16 protein-coding genes are annotated in these 17321 nt (G+C 59.5%); 3 read left to right on the top strand and 13 right to left on the bottom strand.

What is annotated here, in order from left to right; translation table 11 throughout:
* Positions 1-77: 77 nt before the first annotated feature.
* The 10 genes from CW305_RS09730 to CW305_RS09685 form a co-directional block, all read right to left on the bottom strand.
* Positions 78-1673 (bottom strand): isocitrate lyase, encoded by a 1596-nt coding sequence (locus CW305_RS09730; RefSeq protein ID WP_014820067.1) that lies wholly within the window; start codon positions 1671-1673, stop codon positions 78-80.
* A gap of 483 nt (positions 1674-2156) precedes the next feature.
* Positions 2157-2966 (bottom strand): secretin N-terminal domain-containing protein, encoded by an 810-nt coding sequence (locus CW305_RS09725; protein WP_014820068.1) that lies wholly within the window; start codon positions 2964-2966, stop codon positions 2157-2159.
* Positions 2963-3592, bottom strand: coding sequence for a DUF7931 domain-containing protein (locus tag CW305_RS09720; protein WP_044313935.1), 630 nt, complete (start codon positions 3590-3592; stop codon positions 2963-2965). The genes CW305_RS09725 and CW305_RS09720 overlap by 4 nt, the downstream gene beginning before the upstream one ends.
* Positions 3593-3598: 6 nt before the next feature.
* Positions 3599-4024 carry a GNAT family N-acetyltransferase gene (locus CW305_RS09715; RefSeq protein WP_014820070.1) on the bottom strand — a complete coding sequence of 142 codons (426 nt, stop codon included), beginning with the start codon at positions 4022-4024 and terminating at the stop codon, positions 3599-3601.
* Positions 4017-5183, bottom strand: a complete 1167-nt coding sequence (locus CW305_RS09710; RefSeq protein WP_023446961.1) for a ribosomal protein uL16 3-hydroxylase — start codon at positions 5181-5183, stop codon at positions 4017-4019. Before CW305_RS09710 ends, CW305_RS09715 begins: the two co-directional genes overlap by 8 nt.
* A 76-nt stretch (positions 5184-5259) precedes the next feature.
* Positions 5260-6630: an adenylosuccinate lyase gene (gene purB / locus CW305_RS09705; protein ID WP_014820072.1), complete on the bottom strand. Its 1371-nt coding sequence runs from the start codon at positions 6628-6630 to the stop codon at positions 5260-5262.
* 87 nt (positions 6631-6717) lie between these two features.
* Complete coding sequence (hflD, locus tag CW305_RS09700; protein WP_102831876.1) at positions 6718-7356, bottom strand: high frequency lysogenization protein HflD; 639 nt, start codon at positions 7354-7356, stop codon at positions 6718-6720.
* On the bottom strand, positions 7353-8480 hold the full coding sequence (gene mnmA / locus CW305_RS09695) for a tRNA 2-thiouridine(34) synthase MnmA (RefSeq protein ID WP_146067143.1): 1128 nt from the start codon (positions 8478-8480) through the stop codon (positions 7353-7355). The genes hflD and mnmA overlap by 4 nt, the downstream gene beginning before the upstream one ends.
* 69 nt (positions 8481-8549) lie before the next feature.
* Positions 8550-8990 (bottom strand): NUDIX hydrolase, encoded by a 441-nt coding sequence (locus CW305_RS09690; RefSeq protein WP_046618908.1) that lies wholly within the window; start codon positions 8988-8990, stop codon positions 8550-8552.
* A gap of 104 nt (positions 8991-9094) precedes the next feature.
* Positions 9095-11323: an NADP-dependent isocitrate dehydrogenase gene (locus CW305_RS09685; protein ID WP_023446958.1), complete on the bottom strand. Its 2229-nt coding sequence runs from the start codon at positions 11321-11323 to the stop codon at positions 9095-9097.
* 362 nt (positions 11324-11685) lie between these two features.
* On the opposite strand from CW305_RS09685, the gene icd reads away from it, so the two are divergent.
* The gene (icd, locus tag CW305_RS09680) at positions 11686-12942 is read left to right on the top strand and encodes an NADP-dependent isocitrate dehydrogenase (RefSeq protein WP_014820077.1); all 1257 of its coding nucleotides are present in this window, start codon (positions 11686-11688) and stop codon (positions 12940-12942) included.
* Positions 12943-13002: 60 nt separating this feature from the next.
* Here the strand turns inward: icd and cspD are convergent, their stop codons facing one another.
* Complete coding sequence (gene cspD, locus CW305_RS09675) at positions 13003-13266, bottom strand: cold shock domain-containing protein CspD (RefSeq protein ID WP_003298830.1); 264 nt, start codon at positions 13264-13266, stop codon at positions 13003-13005.
* Positions 13267-13484: 218 nt separating this feature from the next.
* Here cspD and clpS point away from each other — a divergent pair, with 218 nt between their 5' ends.
* On the top strand, positions 13485-13847 hold the full coding sequence (clpS, locus tag CW305_RS09670; protein ID WP_003298832.1) for an ATP-dependent Clp protease adapter ClpS: 363 nt from the start codon (positions 13485-13487) through the stop codon (positions 13845-13847).
* Between the two features lie 29 nt (positions 13848-13876).
* Entirely contained in the window at positions 13877-16147 is a 2271-nt protein-coding gene (clpA, locus tag CW305_RS09665; protein WP_104097766.1) for an ATP-dependent Clp protease ATP-binding subunit ClpA, read from the top strand.
* Between the two features lie 131 nt (positions 16148-16278).
* Here the strand turns inward: clpA and infA are convergent, their stop codons facing one another.
* On the bottom strand, positions 16279-16497 hold the full coding sequence (infA, locus tag CW305_RS09660; protein ID WP_002553999.1) for a translation initiation factor IF-1: 219 nt from the start codon (positions 16495-16497) through the stop codon (positions 16279-16281).
* Between the two features lie 100 nt (positions 16498-16597).
* Positions 16598-17305, bottom strand: coding sequence for an arginyltransferase (locus CW305_RS09655; protein WP_042928864.1), 708 nt, complete (start codon positions 17303-17305; stop codon positions 16598-16600).
* Between the last annotated feature and the right edge of the window lie 16 nt (positions 17306-17321).

The following is a 17321-nucleotide window of genomic DNA, read 5'->3' as shown; positions in this document are numbered from 1 at the left end:
TGCTCGCAAAAAAAAGCCTCGGCAGATGCCGAGGCTTTTTGTTAACACCTGCGGCCGGTGAGGCCGCGAACCGATTTTTAGTGGAACTGGTTCATGGTGTTGTCTTTACCGCTTGCCTTCAGAGCGGCTTCGCCAGCGAAGTACTCCTTGTGGTTGTCGCCGATGTCGGAACCAGCCATGTTCTGGTGCTTGACGCAGGCGATGCCCTGACGCAGTTCCTGACGCTGAACGCCCTTCACGTACGCCAGCATACCCTGGTCGGCGAAGTAGCCCTTGGCCAGGTTGTCGGTGGACAGCGCGGCGGTGTGGTAGGTCGGCAGGGTGATCAGGTGGTGGAAGATGCCGGCGTGAGCTGAACCGTCGCGCTGGAAGGTGCGGATCTTCTCGTCTGCAACCTGGGCCAGTTCGGTTTCGTCATACTCGACGCTCATCAGCTTGGCGCGGTCGTAGGCGGAAACGTCTTTGCCTTCGGCGACGAACGCATCGAAGACCTGCTGACGGAAGTTCAGGGTCCAGTTGAACGACGGACTGTTGTTGTAGACCAGCTTGGCGTTCGGGATGGTCTTGCGGATTTCGTCAACCATGGCCGCGATCTGACCAACGTGCGGCTTCTCGGTTTCGATCCACAGCAGGTCAGCACCGTTCTGCAGCGAGGTGATGCAGTCCAGTACGCAGCGTGCTTCACCGGTGCCAGCGCGGAACTGGAACAGGTTGGACGGCAGACGCTTCGGACGCAGCAGCTTGCCTTCGCGGTTCAGAACCACGTCACCGTTGTTCAGATCGGCAGCGGAGACTTCTTCACAATCCAGGAAGGAGTTGTACAGGTCGCCCAGGTCGCCCGGCTCTTTGGTCACGGCGATCTGCTTGGTCAGGCCGGCACCCAGGGAGTCGGTACGAGCAACGATCACACCGTTGTCGATGCCCAGCTCGAGGAAGGCGTAACGCACAGCTGCGATCTTGGCGAGGAAGTCGGCGTGGGGAACGGTCACTTTACCGTCCTGGTGGCCGCACTGCTTCTCGTCGGAAACCTGGTTCTCGATCTGGATGCAGCAAGCGCCTGCTTCGATCATGCGCTTGGCCAGCAGGTAGGTGGCTTCCGGGTTACCGAAGCCAGCGTCGATATCTGCGATGATCGGTACGATGTGGGTTTCGTAGTTGTCGATCTGGTTCTGGATCTCGGCAGCCTTGGCGCTGTCGCCAGCTTCGCGAGCGGCGTCCAGAGCGGTGAACAGCAGGTCCAGCTCGCGGCTGTCAGCCTGACGCAGGAAGGTGTACAGCTCTTCGATCAGGTCGGAAACGGCAGTCTTCTCGTGCATGGACTGGTCCGGCAGCGGGCCGAACTCGGAGCGCAGAGCAGCAACCATCCAGCCGGACAGGTAGAGGTAACGCTTGTTGGTGGTCTTCAGGTGCTTCTTGATGGAGATCAGCTTCTGCTGACCGATGAAGCCATGCCAGCAACCGAGGGACTGCGTGTAGACGGACGAGTCGGCGTCGTACTCGGCCATGTCCTTGCGCATGATGTCGGCGGTGTACTGAGCAATTTCCAGACCGGTCTTGAAGCGGTTCTGGGCGCGCATGCGAGCGACGGACTCAGGGTTGATGGCGGCCCAGCTGCTGCCGTATTGCTCTTTCAGGGCGGCAACTGCCTTGATGTCGTCTTGATATGCGGACATGTTCAATCCTTCAAAAATGAGTGTGGTTGAGCACCGACTTTTCCCACCGAAACCTACGTGCTATCGCTGATCATTGCGGGCAACACGCGGCAGAGCGTCGAAATATCGACCGGGACGAGGATTGAACCAAGAGAAGGGGGGATACGACCGCCGGGCTGGTTCCGGTTGCTGCGCCCACAGCCGGCGTGGCTGCCGTGTGCGCTACAACAACGAGAAGCTTTCAGTCTGGCTGATGCGTCAATCGCTACCCCGTCCCTCAGGACGACTCGTTCCAGTCGCAACCTCGTCAGTCCGCCTTGTGGGCAGTACAGTCACGGAACGGCTCGGCTGGTTGGCTTGAGCACGCCCCGGAGACCCTTGCCAGGGCCCCTGGTTAGCGGGAGCGGGGCAATAATGCTCCGCTGAAATTGCATCGTCAATCGTTTTGTAGTGTTTTTTTCGGGGCACTACATCGTGGCGTGGCTGTCAGGGACCTGCTGATGTTCAGTCCAGAACATCGACCTTGAGGCGCATCGACAGGTTCTGGCCGCCCTGGGTGGAATAGCGACGTAACGTGCCTTGCTGCTCGGAGCTCGCGCTTTCATCGACGCCGCCGATGGTGATCCATTCACCGATACGACCGCTTACCCGAGTGTCCGCGTTCTGAACCTCCACCACGCCACCACGGCCTTGCGCAAGCCGGTCTCGGGTACTGCTTATGGTGACTTGCACCCGGTCGCCGTGCACTGTGGCGGTGGCGTAGAAGCCGCGGAGAACGTCGCGATATTGCGTCTGCTGGTAGATCTGGCCGTAGCCATCTGTGCCCTGGGTGGTCAGCGGCACACTCTGGCCCACCTGAATCAGCGCCGGATAACCCTCGCTGGCCTGAACCTGCTGAACGCCGCCATCCCTGCTGTTCGTGCTGCGGCGGATGATTCGCACCCGATCACGCCCACCAATCTCTCCGCGTCCGCTTTCAAACTCCACGTCGCCGGAGCGTACCGAGCCGTCCACCTGATAACCGCCTGCGGAGCTGCTGGCCGAGTCCTGAGTATCGACACTGATAAGCAGACGCTTGGGCTCGACGTCCAGCTGATCGATCACCTGCCGCAGTTCGCTGATGAGCGCGTCCGGTGCATTGACGATCAGCTGGCTGCCGTAGGCTGTGACCCGCCCCTGGCCACCGAGCACCGACTCCGCTACGGGAATAACGTCTTCGGCCATGCGGTTGTCGAGCTGAATGACTTCGGTCGCCGCTTGTAACGGAAGACAGATGCTGACAGCAACGGACAGCAGAAAGATTCGAGGGCTCATAGCAGAAAACTCCGCAGGTTTGCATCCGCTAATCCATGTTCCCAGGCCCTGTCGAATTCCGCTTGGCGTATGCGCACCCGGGCGAGGTCGTGGTACAGGGCATAGCCGGCGTATTGGTCAGCCTTGGGGCGTTGCAGCAGACCACAATCATCGGCGATCAGATAGGCGCCGTTCTGCTCGGGATAATCGGGGTTCAGCTTGCGGATATGTACATTGCTGGTCAATCGCCGAGCAAGCTGCAGAAGACGGTGGCCTTCTTTGATCGCTCGTGTCGGGTCGCCGATCAAGATACGCAGGCGGTTGCGCGGGTGGGCCAGCAGTAGGCGAGTGCACGCCTGCTGAACGCTGCTGTGATGATAAAGCCAGGGTTCCAGATCCGTGCTGTAGATGCACAGCGAGCGAGTCGCCTGCTGCAGCATGGCCAAAGCATGCTGGCGAACCTCGTTGGGTTCGCTGAAGCGTTGCAGTTCGGTGTCCTGTCCAAGCTCAAAGGCGGCCGCTCTCCAAGCGAGAGGCTCGGGAAGGTCGGCTTGGGGGTTGTGAACGGCAAAACGCCCCGGAGAGTGAAAGTCTATGGCCGGGAGTTCGGCCTGATCGCTACTTTCGTCAGGGGCGCTGTCGCTCATACGGCCTCAGTGGCTCCGGCGGAGCATGTCGACGTGGGGGATTCCGGCTTCGAGAAACTCATCGCTGACCACTTCAAAACCAAGTCGCTCATAGAAGGCGGTGGCGTGAACCTGCGCAGTCAGTGTCTGCTCCGTCAGGCCCCGGCGCTCCGCCTCCGCAAGGACGGCGCGCATCAGCGCATCGCCCACGTTCATGCCGCGCCAGTCGCGCAGGACTGCTACCCGGCCAATCTGCCCGTCGGCCAGCAACCGTGCGGTACCGATCGGATAGTCGCCCTCGAGGGCGAGAAAATGCACGGCTTCGTTATCGTCGGCATCCCACTCCTGCTCGGGCGGAACGGCCTGCTCGGCAATGAACACGGCCTCCCGAATGCGCCGCAGTTCGGCGTTGTCCTGCTGCCAGTCGGCGATCCGTACCTGAACGCTATTCATCAGCAAACTCCAGACTTCCTTGTTTGACCAGTTCGCACAAAAGCCCCCGGCCATCGTCGTCGCTCAGCCAGTCGCCGATGTTATCGGCGTGCAACGCATCAGCCGAGCAGATCAGTTTCAACAGTTCGCGCAGCTTAGAGGGAAGCAGGCGACTCTGGCCACTGGCGAACAGTAGCAGGCCGATGTCGACTTCGCTCCAGGCCAGGCGTGCCGCCGGGTTGCGGACCAGCAGGGCGCCATCTTCGATTGCCGAGCGCAGATCGATCTCCTCCAGCTCAGGCCCCTCCACCCGCTCCGGATAGCGCGGCTCGGTCATGAACTGGCCGAACCAGGTGAGCAACAAACGCTCGTCGCTCATGTGCTCGGCAAGCAGCGCTTTCAATCGGTCCAGAGCGTCGCTCTGGATCTGGTAGGGGTCGTCGCTCGGTTGTAGATCGGCGTCGCTGTAACGATCCTCGTCCGGCAGGAACTGCGCCAGGAAGTCGGTGAAGTGGGTCAGTACCTCGGCAGCGCTAGGGGCACGGAAACCGACCGAATAGGTCATGCAGGCATCCTCTGCGGTGCCGAAGTGGGCCAGGCGAGGCGGAAGGTAAAGCATGTCACCGGGTTCCAGCACCCATTCATCGGTGCCTTCGAATTCGGCCAGGATGCGTAGATCGCCGTGGCTCAGCATGGGGCTTTCGCTGTCGCACATCTGCCCGATGCGCCAGCGGCGCTGACCATGCGCCTGCAGCAGGAATACGTCGTAGTTGTCGAAATGCGGGCCGACACCGCCGCCCGGTGCGGCATAGCTAATCATCACATCGTCGATCCGCCAGTTGGGAAGGAAGCGGAAGTGCTCGATTAGATCGGCGACTTCCGGTACCAGCTGGTCGACGGCCTGGACCAGCAGGGTCCAGTCACGCTCGGGCAGCTGCTGGTAGGTGTCTTCGGCAAAGGGACCGCGACGCAACTCCCAGGGGCTTTCGCCGTGCTCGATGATCAGGCGGGATTCGACTTCCTCTTCCAGCGAAAGGCCAGCCAGTTCGTCCGGCGAGATGGGGCTCTGAAAGTCTGGGATGGCCTGGCGAATGAGCAGCGGTCTCTTCTGCCAGTAGTCGCGCAGAAATTCCCGGGCGCTGATGCCGCCCAGAATTTGAAGTGGAATATCAGAAGTCATGCGTAACACCTTGCTCTATATACAGAGCTGAAAATAAAAACGCCCGGCACAGCCGGGCGTGCATACATGGTCGAACTCAGATGCGCTTGGCCTGGGCAACGGCGTTGCCGATGTAGTTGGCCGGCGTCAATTTGCGTAGTTCGGCCTTTGCTTCGGCAGGAATATCCAGACCGTCGATGAAAGACTGCAGGGCTTCGGGGGTAATGCCTTTGCCGCGGGTCAGGTCCTTCAGTTTTTCGTAGGCGTTTTCCACGGCGTAGCGGCGCATGACCGTCTGTACCGGTTCGGCCAGCACTTCCCAGCAGGCGTCGAGGTCTTCGGCGATGCGGGCGATGTTGAGCTCCAGCTTGCCGATACCCTTGAGGCTCGCTTCGTAGGCTATGACGCTGTGGGCAAAGCCGACGCCAAGATTGCGCAGCACGGTGGAGTCGGTCAGGTCACGCTGCCAGCGGGAGATCGGGAGCTTGCTGGCCAGGTGCTGGAACAGTGCATTGGCGATACCCAGGTTGCCTTCGGAGTTCTCGAAGTCGATCGGATTGACCTTGTGCGGCATGGTCGACGAGCCGATCTCGCCAGCAACGGTCTTCTGCTTGAAGTAACCGAGCGAGATGTAGCCCCAGACGTCGCGGTCGAAATCGATGAGGATGGTGTTGAACCGGGCGATGGCATCGAACAGTTCGGCAATGTAGTCGTGCGGCTCGATCTGCGTGGTGTAGGGGTTCCATGTCAGGCCGAGGTCGCCTTCGATGAACTCGCGGGCGTTGGCTTCCCAGTCGATCTCAGGATAGGCGCTCAGGTGGGCGTTGTAGTTGCCCACTGCGCCGTTGATCTTGCCCAGCAGCGGAACGGCGGCGACCTGGGCGATCTGGCGCTCCAGCCGGTACACCACGTTCGCCAGCTCCTTGCCGAGCGTCGTCGGCGACGCCGGCTGGCCATGCGTACGCGAGAGCATCGGTACGTCAGCGAATTGCACGGCCAGGCTGCGAATCGATTCGGCAAGTTGGCGCATCAGCGGCAGCAGAACGCTGTCGCGGCCTTCACGCAGCATAAGCGCGTGGGAGAGGTTGTTGATATCTTCGCTGGTGCAGGCGAAGTGGATGAATTCGTTGACCTTGGCCAGTTCCGGCAGCTGCTTGGCCTGCTCCTTGAGCAGGTACTCAACGGCTTTTACGTCGTGGTTGGTGGTTCGCTCGAATTCCTTCACGCGCTCGGCGTGCTCCAGCTGGAAGTTCTCGGCCAGCTGGTTCAGCACCGAGTTGGCTTCGGCGGAGAAGGGGGGGACTTCCGGAATGCCTGGGTGGGCTGCCAGGCGCTGGAGCCAGCGGACTTCGACCTGGACGCGGCAACGAATCAGGCCGAATTCGCTGAAGATCGGGCGCAGGGCGCTGGTTTTGCCGGCGTAGCGGCCGTCGACGGGTGAAACCGCCGTGAGCGAGGAAAGCTGCATAGAGGGCATTCTCGGACAGTCAGGCAACGAAAAGAGGGCGCAGATTATACACGAATGGACCGGGTCGGCCCGGTACATTCGCCACCGTTAGCGGTCGTCATCCTGGGTCGAGCGCAGCCGTGGATAGAGCGCATCGAGCAGCTTGCGGCGGCTGAAGATCATTTGCCAACGGTGCCCGCCGAGCTGGCGCCACAGACGTGCCGAGCGAATTCCGGAGAGCAGCAGGGCGCGAATCTTGGCTGCATTGTCCGTCTGCTGCAGGTGCCGCATGTCGCCTTGAACCTGAATGCGCTGGCGAAATGTGCTCAGGGTGTCCTGGTACAAACCGCCGAACGAGGCCACGACATTTTCGTGGGTGATGCCGAAGTGCTCGACCTGCTGTTGAATCTGATCCAGACGGCTGCCAATGACCTGAAGCATGTCGTCGCGCTTGTCCAGCTGGCGCTCCAGACCGATCATCGCCAGTGCGTAACGCAGTGGTTCTCGCTGCAATGTGCTGCTGTCGCGCTCCAGGGCGCCTACGAGCGCTCGATAGCCGTCACGCAGATTGAGGTCGTCGCCGCCGTAGATTTCCAGCGTGGTTTGCGGATTGCGGGCCAGCAGGCTGCCCAGCATGCAGCCGAGCGAGGCGTTCGGAACCTGGCCGGTGCGAGCGATGCGGTCCACCAGCGTTGCGGCTTCGAACACTGCGCCGAGTGCAATCAGTTGTTCGTCGAGCGCATTCATGCTCGACCCTCGAACCAGGGTTCGGCCTGCTCGATCACGCCGCCGCCAAGGCAGACTTCGCCGTCGTAGAACACGACCGACTGGCCCGGTGTCACCGCCCGTTGTGGCGCTTCGAAGACGGCACGATAGCCGTCTGCCGTCTTTTCCAGCGTGCAGGCCTGATCGCTCTGGCGATAGCGGACCTTGGCGGTCAGCTGGAGCGGAGCGCTGAGGTCGATGGGGTTCACCCAGTAGATTTCCGATGCCAGCAACGCGCGCGAGAACAACCACGGATGATCGTTGCCCTGGCCGACCACCAGCACGTTGCGCTGCAGGTCCTTGCTCAGCACGTACCAGGGCTCGTCGGAAGCATCCTTGAGGCCACCGATGCCCAAGCCCTGGCGTTGACCGATGGTGTGATACATCAAGCCGTGATGACGGCCGATCACTTCACCATCGATGGTTTCGATATTGCCGGGCTGGGCCGGAAGGTATTGCTTGAGAAAGTCGCTGAAGCGCCTTTCGCCGATGAAGCAGATGCCGGTGGAATCCTTTTTCTTCGCCGTGGCAAGCCCGTACTTTTCGGCGATCGCCCGCACTTCGGGCTTTTCCAGCTCGCCGACAGGAAACAGCGTCTTGCTCAGCTGTTCACCGCCGACCGCATGCAGGAAGTAGCTCTGATCCTTGTTCGGGTCCAGCCCTTTGAGCAGCTCGCTACGATCATTCACGTCGTGACGACGCACGTAATGGCCGGTCGCGATGAGGTCCGCCCCCAGCATCAATGCGTAGTCGAGAAAGGCTTTGAACTTGATCTCCCGGTTGCAAAGGATGTCCGGGTTCGGCGTGCGTCCCGCTTTGTATTCGGCAAGGAAGTGTTCGAAGACGTTGTCCCAGTATTCGGCTGCAAAGTTCGCCGTATGCAGCTTGATGCCGATCCGATCGCACACCGCTTGGGCGTCGGCCAAGTCTTCCTTGGCGGTGCAGTATTCCGTGCCGTCGTCCTCTTCCCAGTTCTTCATGAACAGGCCTTCGACCTGATAGCCCTGCTCGAGCAGCAGGAGGGCGGAAACGGAGGAGTCCACTCCGCCGGACATGCCGACGATGACACGTGTTTTTTCCGGGGCAGTGAGGGTGGTTACAGGCATAGGAACACGCTGAGGCTCTGCAAAGGGGCGGAATTCTATCAGGCTGCAGCAGGCATGACGAAGCCGCGTTCAGTTGCGAATCACGTCAAGCGAATGCAGCGGCCCGGTCAGATAATCATCGATGCAGCGGGGCACCAGTTCGCTGCGCCAGCGTTCAGGTTGCGCCTCCAGCTCGTCGCGGCTCAGCCACCGAGCCGCGACAATGCCCTCGTCGAGATGACGCTGCGGATCATGCTGCAGGGCTCTGGCGGCGAAGCATACGCGCTGATAGGTCACGCCATTGCTGGGCGCGGTGTACAGATAAATTCCCACAACGCCAATGAGCTCGACCTCCCAGCCGGTTTCTTCGAGGGTTTCCCGTACAGCCGCCTGGCGCAGATTCTCATTGGCTTCGAGATGCCCAGCAGGCTGATTGAGTACGAGTCGGCCCGCCTTGAGCTCTTCTACCAACAGAAAGCGTCCCTGGTCTTCGATAACGGTCGCGACGGTGATATGCGGTTGCCAGTCCATAAGAGCTGCCTTGTGTAAAGGACGGGATGATAACAGCCACCTCCGTTCAGAAAGCACGAACCCCGGCACCAGGCCGGGGTTCGTGATAACACTCAAGCGTCGATTCAGGCGTTCAGCGCGGCCAGGGCTGCGTTGAAGGTTGCGCTGGGGCGCATCACCTTGCTGGTCAGTTCCGGGTTGGAGCGATAGTAGCCACCGATATCCACCGGCTTGCCTTGCACCTCGGCCAGTTCGGCGACGATGGTTGCTTCCTGCTCGGTCAACTGCTTGGCCAGCGGGGTGAAGTGGGCCTTCAGTTCGGCGTCTTCATCCTGCGCGGCCAGAGCTTGCGCCCAGTACAGAGCCAGGTAGAAGTGGCTGCCGCGGTTGTCCAGCTGACCAACCTTACGCGCCGGTGACTTGTTGTTGTCCAACAGTTTGCCGGTGGCCTGGTCAAGGGTCTTGCCGAGGATCTTGGCCTTGATGTTGTCGGTCTTGATGCCGGTTTCTTCCAGGGACACAGCCAGAGCAAGGAACTCACCCAGGGAATCCCAGCGCAGGTAGTTCTCTTCTACAAGCTGCTGCACGTGCTTTGGTGCGGAGCCGCCGGCGCCGGTTTCGTACATGCCGCCGCCCGCCATCAGCGGAACGATTGAGAGCATCTTGGCCGAAGTGCCCAGTTCCATGATTGGGAACAGGTCGGTCAGGTAATCGCGCAGAACGTTGCCGGTCACCGAAATGGTGTCCTGGCCACGAATCATGCGCTCCATGCTGACGCGGATGGCTTCGTTGTAATCCATGATGCGGATGTCCAGACCGCTCAGGTCGTGATCCTTGAGGTAGGTTTCGACCTTGTTCTGCAACTGACGATCATGGGCGCGCTCCGGGTCAAGCCAGAAGATCGCCGGGGTGTTCGACTGGCGAGCACGGGTCACGGCCAGCTTGACCCAGTCGCGGATCGGAGCGTCCTTGGTCTGGCAAGCACGCCAGATGTCACCTTTCTCGACTTCGTGCTGCATCAGCACGGTGCCGTCGGCCAGAACGACGCGCATGGTGCCGTCGGCCTGCATCTCGAAGGTCTTGTCGTGCGAACCGTATTCCTCGGCTTTCTGTGCCATCAGGCCGACGTTCGGGACGCTACCCATGGTTACCGGGTCGAAGGCGCCGTTGGTCTTGCAGAAGTTGATCATCTCCTGGTAAATGCGGGCATAGGTGCTCTCCGGCATTACCGCTTTGGTGTCCTTCTGCTTGCCGTCCTTGCCCCACATCTGACCGGAGTTACGGATCATCGCCGGCATCGAGGCGTCGACAATTACGTCGCTCGGGATGTGCAGGTTGGTGATGCCCTTGACCGAGTCGACCATCGCCATTTCAGGGCGGTGGCTGTAAACCTCATGGATGTCATGCAGGATTTCTTCCTGCTGCGAGACCGGCAGCGACTTGATCTTGTCGTAGACGCTGCTGATACCGTTGTTCGGGTTGACGCCCAGTTCCTTGAACAGCTCGCCGTACTTGTCGAACACATCCTTGTAGTAAACGCTGACCGCATGACCGAAGACGATCGGGTGCGAGATCTTCATCATGGTGGCCTTGACGTGCAGGGACCACATCACGCCGGTTTCCTTGCAGTCCTGCAGGGTGTCTTCGAAGAAGGCGCGCAGCTTGTTGCAGCTCATGAACATGCCGTCGAGCACTTCGCCTTCCTGCAGAGACAGCTGCTTCTTGACCTCGACCTTGCCGTCCTTGCCGACGAACTCAATGCGCACATCACCAGCTTTGTCCATGGTGATCGACTGCTCGCTGGAGAAGAAGTCGCCACCACGCATGTAGTCGGCATGGGACTGCGAAGCCTTGCTCCACTTGCCCATCGAGTGCGGGTGCTTGCGAGCGTAGGCTTTCACGGCGGCCGGCGCGCGGCGGTCGGAGTTGCCTTCGCGCAGCACGGGGTTCACGGCGCTGCCGAGTACCTTGCCATAGCGGGCGCGGGTATCTTTCTCCGCATCGGTCTGCGGGTCTTCCGGGAAGTTGGGGATGTTGTAGCCCAGGGCCTGCAATTCGGCGATGGCGGCCTTGAGCTGCGGCACGGAAGCGCTGATGTTGGGCAGTTTGATGATGTTGGCATCGGGCTGAACGGTCAGCTCGGCAAGCTTGGCCAGGTCGTCGTCGACTTTCTTGTCAGCGTCGAGCTGGTCGGCAAAGCTCGCAAGAATGCGCCCTGCAAGAGAGATGTCGCGTGTTTCGACGGCTATGTCAGCGGAGGCGGCGAAGGCTTCTACAATAGGAAGAAGCGAATAGGTAGCCAGCGCAGGGGCTTCGTCGGTGAAGGTATAGATGATCTTCGAAGGGGTGGACATTTAGCGATAACTCTCTTCTTGCAGGGCGTGCACAGAATCCCGAGTGCGCCGGGTAGGCGCTCTGGCTCTCCGTCTAGATGAAACCAGAAGGGGGATTCGCCGCGGTGATGATGGATGCACCAATAGAGTGTCGAGCATTTGAACCGCCGAGCCGCGGTAGCGACTCTGAGGTTTCAAGGGGCGGGACTTGTACAAGACAGGTTCGTCCCTTATGACTTGTGAGTCATCGCGGCAGTATACCATCGAGCCAGCCTCGGGCAGAACGGCATTGCGCATACGACGAACGAACATGTAGTTTCAGGCAATTCGAGTGGGTTACCCTCAAAGATGATCGATGTCTAACCACGAAGACGGAGTCCAGCATGGGATACCAAAAGATCCAGGTGCCATCCAGCGGTGACAAAATTACCGTTAATGCCGATAACACCCTGAACGTCCCCGACAACCCGATCATCCCTTATATAGAAGGGGACGGTATCGGCGTCGACATCAGCCCGGTGATGATCAAGGTCGTGGATGCCGCTGTTCAGAAGGCCTATGGCGGCAAGCGCAAGATTGCCTGGATGGAGATCTACGCGGGCGAGAAGGCTACGCAGGTCTACGATCAGGACACCTGGCTGCCGAAGGAAACCCTCGAAGCTGTCCGCGATTACGTCGTGTCGATCAAAGGCCCCCTGACCACTCCGGTCGGCGGTGGCATCCGCTCCTTGAACGTTGCGCTGCGCCAGGAGCTGGATCTCTACGTCTGCCAGCGTCCGGTTCGCTGGTTCACCGGTGTGCCGAGCCCGGTCAAGAAGCCGGGCGACGTGGATATGGTGATCTTCCGGGAGAACTCCGAAGACATCTACGCCGGTGTCGAGTGGAAGGCAGGCTCCCCGGAAGCGGAGAAGGTCATCAAGTTCCTTACCGAGGAAATGGGCGTCAAGAAAATCCGTTTTACCGAAAACTGCGGAATTGGGGTCAAGCCGGTTTCACTGGAAGGTACGAAGCGTCTCGTTCGCAAGGCGTTGCAGTACGCCGTCGACAATGACCGCAGCTCCGTCACCATTGTCCACAAGGGCAACATCATGAAGTTCACCGAGGGTGCCTTCAAGGAGTGGGGCTATGAAGTGGCCCGCGACGAGTTTGGCGCCGAGCTGCTGGATGGCGGGCCCTGGATGCAGTTCAAGAACCCTAACACCGGCAAGAACATAGTAGTCAAGGACGCCATCGCCGATGCCATGCTTCAGCAGATACTGCTGCGCCCGGCCGAGTACGACGTCATCGCAACACTCAACCTGAACGGTGACTACCTGTCCGACGCGCTTGCCGCTGAGGTCGGCGGTATCGGTATTGCCCCCGGGGCAAACCTTTCTGACACGGTCGCCATGTTCGAAGCTACGCACGGTACCGCGCCGAAGTACGCCGGTCAGGACAAGGTCAATCCGGGCTCGCTGATTCTCTCGGCTGAGATGATGCTGCGCCATATGGGTTGGGTGGAAGCGGCAGACCTGATCATCAAGTCGACCGAGAGCGCTATCGCCGCCAAGACCGTCACCTACGACTTCGAGCGTCTCATGGAGGGCGCCCAGTTGATGTCATGCTCGCAATTTGGCGACGCGATGATCAGCCATATGTAAGGTGTGGAATGAAAAAGGCCGATCAGATGATCGGCCTTTTTTGTTTTGTTTCAGGACAAATCAGGCATCTACCGTCGAGACGCCTTGGGCAGCAGCAGGGGTCGTCGCCTCGGACACGGCCTGCTGTGGCCTGATGTCGGTTGCGTGAAGGCCTTTCGGACCCTGCAGGATGTTGAACATGACCGCTTGCCCAGCTTTCAGAGTTCGATAGCCTTCCATCTGGATGGCCGAGTAGTGGGCGAACAGGTCCTCATCGCCGCCGTCTGCTACGATGAACCCGTAGCCTTTGGCGTTGTTGAACCACTTGACCTTACCGCTTAGCATGCTGTTATCCCTCTGCAAAGGAGTCCATTACTGGAGTAACATCCATTTCATTCCGCGCTTATGCAGCCCGAGGCCTCATGTTGCGCAACCCGTTTGCCCTTGTAGGCACATACTGTTTGTATCACCGTTTTGCCGATAGTCAAGGCGACTCGTCAGCTGGCTGCGAAGCTGTCCATATTTATCTGGCCCCCGCGCCACGACCTAGAACCGTTATGCGCATGCATGCATTTGCTCAGATTCGACTAACATTCAATCAGGACCGGCCTCAACGGGACGAAGACGACGCATCTGGTCTCGCTGTCCAGGAGGCCAAGCCGGAATTAAAGGCACCACCGATGTATAAAGTTGTCATGTTCAATGACGACTACACACCGATGGATTTCGTCGTCGAGGTGCTGGAAGGCATTTTCAATCACAGCAGGGAGCAGGCCACCAAGATCATGCTGGCCGTCCATACCGAGGGGCAGGCCGTCTGCGGGCTCTATACGCGCGACGTAGCCGAAACCAAAGCGATGCAAGTGAATCAATATGCAAGGGAATGCCAGCACCCGCTGCTCTGTGAGATCGAGAAGGACGGTTAACTCCGACTGCTGGAGAAGAGGTGAAAGCTATGTTGAACCGTGAGCTCGAAGTCACTCTGAATCTGGCTTTCAAAGAGGCACGTACCAAGCGTCATGAATTCATGACGGTTGAACACCTCCTGTTGGCCCTACTGGACAATGAAGCGGCAGCCACCGTGCTGCGGGCCTGTGGCGCGAGCCTGGACAAGCTGCGCCATGATCTGCAGGAGTTCATTGATTCCACCACTCCACTAATTCCACAGCACGATGAGGAGCGCGAAACCCAGCCTACGCTTGGCTTTCAGCGCGTACTACAGCGTGCCGTATTCCATGTCCAAAGCTCTGGCAAGCGGGAAGTGACCGGGGCAAACGTGCTGGTCGCGATTTTCAGCGAGCAGGAGAGCCAGGCCGTATTCCTTCTCAAGCAGCAGAACGTCGCGCGTATCGACGTCGTCAACTACATTGCTCACGGTATTTCAAAGGTGCCTGGCAATGCTGGTAGCCCGGAGAACGATGCGGAGATGCAGGATGAGGACGGTGGCGAGCCGGGTGCGTCAGGCAATCCTCTGGATGCCTATGCGAGCAATCTGAACGAGCTGGCGCGTCAAGGACGGATCGATCCGCTGGTTGGGCGTGAGAACGAAGTCGAGCGTGTCGCGCAGATTCTCGCGCGTCGGCGTAAGAACAATCCGCTTCTCGTAGGTGAAGCTGGCGTCGGTAAGACCGCTATTGCTGAAGGCCTGGCAAAACGCATAGTGGATAATCAGGTTCCGGACCTGCTCGCTGATAGCGTCGTCTACTCGCTAGATCTGGGTGCGCTGCTGGCGGGTACGAAGTATCGAGGTGATTTCGAGAAGCGCTTCAAGGCGTTGCTCGGAGAGTTGCGCAAGCGGCCGCATGCCATTCTTTTTATTGATGAGATCCATACGATCATCGGTGCCGGAGCTGCGTCTGGCGGCGTGATGGACGCGTCGAACCTGCTCAAGCCCTTGCTTTCTTCCGGTGAAATCCGCTGCATCGGTTCTACGACCTTCCAGGAATTCCGTGGGATCTTCGAGAAGGATCGCGCCCTCGCGCGTCGCTTCCAGAAAGTCGATGTCAGCGAACCTTCAGTCGAAGACACGATCGGCATTCTGCGTGGCCTTAAGGGACGTTTCGAGCAGCATCACAACATCGAATACAGCGATGAGGCGCTTCGTGCCGCGGCAGAACTGGCCTCGCGCTACATCAATGATCGGCATATGCCTGACAAGGCCATCGACGTGATCGATGAGGCGGGCGCCTATCAGCGCCTGCAGCCGGAAGAGCAGCGGGTCAAGTGTATTGATGTCGAACAGGTCGAAGACATCGTGGCAAAGATTGCGCGGATTCCTCCGAAGCACGTCAGCAGTTCGGACAAGGAGCTGCTGCGTAACCTCGAACGCGATCTGAAACTCACGGTTTTTGGCCAGGATGATGCGATCGACTCGCTGTCGACAGCCATCAAGCTTTCACGGGCTGGATTGAAGGCTCCGGACAAGCCGGTTGGATCGTTCCTTTTTGCTGGGCCCACCGGCGTGGGTAAGACAGAGGCTGCACGCCAGCTGGCTCGAGCGCTGGGCGTCGAGCTGATCCGTTTCGACATGTCCGAGTACATGGAGCGTCACACCGTATCTCGTCTGATCGGTGCGCCTCCGGGATACGTTGGGTTCGACCAGGGTGGCTTGTTGACTGAGGCCATCACCAAACAGCCGCATTGCGTGCTGTTGCTGGACGAAATCGAAAAGGCGCACCCTGAGGTCTTCAACCTGCTGCTGCAGGTCATGGATCATGGCACGCTCACGGACAATAACGGTCGCAAGGCCGACTTCCGCAACGTGATCATCATCATGACCACCAATGCTGGTGCGGAAACCGCGGCGCGGGCTTCTATCGGTTTTACCTTGCAGGATCATGCCTCTGACGCGATGGAGGTCATCAAGAAGAGCTTTACGCCAGAGTTTCGCAATCGTTTGGATACCATTATCCAGTTCGGCCGTCTGAGTCACGAAGTCATCAAGAGCATCGTCGACAAGTTCTTGATCGAGCTGCAGGCGCAGCTCGAAGACAAGCATGTGACGTTGGAGGTGTCAGATGCTGCGCGCAGCTGGCTGGCGGAGCATGGCTACGATGCGCAGATGGGTGCTCGGCCGATGGCACGGCTTATTCAGGACAAGATCAAGAGGCCGTTGGCCGAGGAGATCCTGTTCGGTGAGCTGGCCGAACATGGTGGCGTGGTTCACATCGATATTCGGGGCGGCGAGCCGTTCTTCGAATTCGAGACCACTGCAGAGCTGGCCTGACCCTTGATGGTATCGAGCGCCCGGCTTCGGCCGGGCGTTTTTCGTTCCGGCATTACGTGCGGCTGTTTCCGGCTGTTTGCTGCTGCAACAAAAAAGCCCGGCATAAACCGGGCATTTTTCTCGCGGCTCGCTTAGCGGGCGCGGTAGGTGATGCGACCCTTGCTCAGATCGTAGGGGGTCAGTTCCACGCGAACCTTGTCACCGGTAAGAATCCGGATGTAGTTCTTGCGCATCTTTCCGGAGATGTGCGCAGTAACGACGTGCCCGTTTTCCAACTCCACACGAAACATGGTGTTAGGCAGGGTGTCGACGACAGTACCTTCCATTTCGAAGCTGTCTTCTTTCGACATTCAGTAAAGTCCTCGGTGTCCAAATGAGTGACCCGGCGCATGCGTGCGCGGGCAAAAGCGGCAAGCATTGTGCCCGAAATGGGTCGATGAGCCAAGGACTTCAGCTGAGCGTCACCCAGCGCTGGTTGACCAGCAGTTCGATGGGGCGATATTCGGTCTTGTAATTCATCTTCCGGCAGTTCTTGATCCAGTACCCGAGGTACACGGCCTTCAGGCCGAGACGCGCTGCTTCGCCGATCTGCCAGAGAATCGCGTAGCGCCCCAGGCTGCGCCGTTCTTCTTCGGGATCGTAGAAGGTGTAAACGGCGGACAGTCCATTGGGCAGTACATCGGTGACGGCGACTGCGAGCAGTCGTCCATCCAGCCTGAATTCGTAGAATCGACAAAACGGTAGGTCGCGCACGAGGAAGGTATTGAACTGCTCGCGGCTGGGGGGGTACATGTCGCCGTCCGCATGGCGCTTTTCGATGTAGGTCGCGTAGAGCGTGTAGAGCTCCTCGCTGAACGCCGGGCGAACACAACGTACCTGCAGGTCAGCGTTGCGTTTGAGGATTCGTTTCTGTTGCCGGCTGAGCTCTGGCGAGCTTGCCGGAATGCGAGCCGGAATGCAGGCCGAGCACCGCTGGCAATGGGGGCGGTAGAGGTGATCGCCGCTACGCCGGAAGCCCATCTCGGAGAGTTCCGCGTACACCTGCGCGTCCATCGGCTGGCTAGGGTCGAGGAACAGCGTGGTGGCCTGTTCATCGGGCAGATAGCTGCACGCATGGGGCTGTGTGGCGTAGAACTTGAGGCGAGCCAGTGAAGTCATGGTCAACTCTCAGAAA

The organism is Stutzerimonas kunmingensis (assembly GCF_002929225.1).
Taxonomy (GTDB): Bacteria; Pseudomonadota; Gammaproteobacteria; order Pseudomonadales; family Pseudomonadaceae; genus Stutzerimonas.
This window is presented reverse-complemented; position numbering and strand designations above follow the sequence as displayed.